We start from the raw sequence: 2529 nt of genomic DNA, 5'->3' as shown, positions 1-2529 counted from the left end.
AATTACCGGATTAATTTGATTGATGCAGGAAATCTAAAAAATCTGGAACGCTTTCAAACTGATTTACAAGAGATATTCGGTATGATACAATGTAAAGGAAGTAAAGAAAAGTTAATTGAATACTTAAAAAAAGTCATACTTTCGGAGTGTGGACGAAGAAACCTATCAGGCAATTCGGGAATTTCTGCATTCGGAAAGGATATTAAAAGGTCAGATCAAGAAAGAAGAAGGGAAGGAGACGGTGGATATGTGTAAGGCATTGGAAGATCTGTATAACGATGGAATCGAGCAGGGCATTGTACGCGGAATGATAGAAACATTGAAAGACCTGGGAATGGAGAAAAATCATGCGATAGTCCGTGTAATGGAAAAGTTTGGAATAACGCAGGAAGAAGCGGAAAATGATGTGGAGAAATACTGGGTGTAATACAGGGAATAAAGGTATAATTATTCTGGCTGTGTGCGGATTTTCTGGAGAAAATGCATGCAGAAAACCAGACAAAAATATCTATCGCAATAGTGTATGTTAAAAACGTAAATAAAGTGTTTAACGTTATTTGAGACAGAGTTACAGTCTAATTGCAATTCATAATTCAATGGCAGTTCGCCAATTAATCCAATTTAGATAAGAAAAAGAATGAAAAACAGAATACAAAAAGGAGGTAACAGCATGGGTACAGGAAATGCTGCGGTCAGGCAGTGGATGAGCAATCCGGAGCGGTTCGCGGATTTGTTTAACGGAATGGTATTTGAGGGAGAGCAGGTGATCCAAAAGTATGTACAGAATTACCGGATTAATTTGATTGATGCAGGAAATCTAAAAAATCTGGAACGCTTTCAAACTGATTTACAAGAGATATTCGGTATGATACAATGTAAAGGAAGTAAAGAAAAGTTAATTGAATACTTAAGAGGGAAAGAGTCATACTTTCGGAATGTGGACGAAGAAACATATCAGGCAATCCGGGAATTTCTGCATTCGGAAAAGATATTAAAAGGTCAGATCAAGAAAGAAGAAGGGAAGGAGACGGTAGATATGTGTAAGGCATTGGAAGATCTGTATAACGATGGAATAGAGCGGGGAATGGAACAGGGAATAGAGCAGGGAAGTATTGCAGGATGCAAGAAAGTGAATCGGTTGAATTGCATACTGGCTGAAAAGAAGCGTATTGACGATATTATACGTGCATCGGTGGACATGGAATATCAGCAGAAGTTATTTGAGGAGTTTGCTTTGTAGGAGGAAATGAAAGAATAAGATAAATTGCGATTTATTTAAGCGGGAAGCGGGATAAAATGAAGCGGGAAAACGAAAGATGTCAGGGGTGAAAAAGCGCAGAATCATCCAAGGGCATCTTTTTTGTCTGATTTTATGCCACTATATTGTTGCTATTTATAATAACGTGCTACAGTGAGTACGACTCCCGGATATTGAGTGCAGAGTGGTATGTTGGTATATCAGAGCTTATCCGATATAGCGTTTGTGAGCCAGCTTTACATTGGATTGATTTACAATTGCATAATGGAGAGTCGTATCAATCTTAGTGTGACCGAGAAGTTTTTGTACCTGTTCGATCGGCATGCCTTTTTCAATTGCCATGGTCGCCATGGTGCGCCGGAATTTATGGGGATGGACATGGCGCACCTGTGATCTTTGCCCCAGCTTTTTCAGGCAGCGTTCAACTCCGGCGATGGTAAGACGATTCCATGGGGCATGCACGCTGACGAACAGAGCAGGATCGGAATCCGTTCGGGTTGCAAGATATTGTTGTAAATGGATTTTCGTTTTCGCATCAAAGTATACGGGCCGTTCTTTGTCGCCTTTTCCCAGAACGATACATTCGCGTTCGACAAAATTGATGTCAGAGCGGTTCAGTTTGACCAGTTCACCGACCCGGATGCCGGTGGATGTCAGGAGATCAATGATTGCCAGATCACGGGGGTGCGAACATTGATCGCGCAAAAGTTCCAGCTGCTCGTCAGAAAGAGTTTCTTTAACCTGTTGTGTGGTCTTTACTTTGTGGATGCGGCGCACCGGACTTTTCACAATATAATCTTCATCCTCCAGCCAGGCAAAAAAGGAGGACATGATTCGTCGGATATTATCAAGCGTAATTTTACTGGAATGTCTCGAATTCTGATAATTAGACAGATAAAGACGCAGATCATTGGTCTGGATATCACAGATGTTTTTCTGGAGCGTTTTGTCCATGCGTGAAAGCGTATTATAGTAGTAATCCAGCGTATTGTCAGAACACCCCTCGATCTTCTTGGCGGCAATAAAAAGCTGAATCAGTTTTTTGTTCTGTCTGGAATCAACAGCGGGCGTATCAATAGAACGATCCGGAAGATTGCAGGTGTCAAACACCTGATTTAATACGGTTTCCAGTATTCGGTTCTGATCAGGAGAAAGATGAGGCTGCATCAGATAGCGGATTTCATGGATAAGTTCAGATTTCATAAAAACACCCCTTTTTGAATTAAGTGTAACGTTTGGTGTAAAAATGGTCAAACAGACATGTTATGATG

The 2529-nt window shown here is 40.8% G+C and carries 3 protein-coding genes and 1 pseudogene; 3 read left to right on the top strand and 1 reads right to left on the bottom strand.

From position 1 onward, the window contains the following. The 3 genes and pseudogenes from JQM82_RS15090 to JQM82_RS15080 all read left to right on the top strand — a co-directional run. Window positions 1–255, top strand: a pseudogene (locus tag JQM82_RS15090) (hypothetical protein); the annotation flags it as partial. Further along, entirely contained in the window at window positions 248–427 is a 180-nt protein-coding gene (locus JQM82_RS15085; RefSeq protein WP_235251221.1) for a hypothetical protein, read from the top strand. The pseudogene JQM82_RS15090 and the gene JQM82_RS15085, both read left to right, overlap by 8 nt. A gap of 243 nt (window positions 428–670) precedes the next feature. Beyond that, entirely contained in the window at window positions 671–1240 is a 570-nt protein-coding gene (locus tag JQM82_RS15080) for a hypothetical protein (RefSeq protein ID WP_235251220.1), read from the top strand. A gap of 225 nt (window positions 1241–1465) precedes the next feature. On the opposite strand, the gene xerA is transcribed toward JQM82_RS15080, so the two are convergent. Next, on the bottom strand, window positions 1466–2461 hold the full coding sequence (xerA, locus tag JQM82_RS15075) for a site-specific tyrosine recombinase/integron integrase (RefSeq protein WP_235251219.1): 996 nt from the start codon (window positions 2459–2461) through the stop codon (window positions 1466–1468). Between the last annotated feature and the right edge of the window lie 68 nt (window positions 2462–2529).

Origin of the sequence: Faecalicatena contorta (assembly GCF_021531995.1) — a bacterium.
In the GTDB taxonomy this organism is placed as follows: Bacteria; Bacillota; Clostridia; order Lachnospirales; family Lachnospiraceae; genus Dorea_A; species Dorea_A contorta_A.
This window is presented reverse-complemented; position numbering and strand designations above follow the sequence as displayed.

What these genes read in the sequence shown, in the direction of transcription:
- xerA (WP_235251219.1), bottom strand. Translation starts at nt 2,461, where the DNA reads ATGAAATCTGAACTTATCCATGAAATCCGCTATCTGATGCAGCCTCAT.
- JQM82_RS15080 (WP_235251220.1), top strand. Translation starts at nt 671, where the DNA reads ATGGGTACAGGAAATGCTGCGGTCAGGCAGTGGATGAGCAATCCGGAG.
- JQM82_RS15085 (WP_235251221.1), top strand. Translation starts at nt 248, where the DNA reads ATGTGTAAGGCATTGGAAGATCTGTATAACGATGGAATCGAGCAGGGC.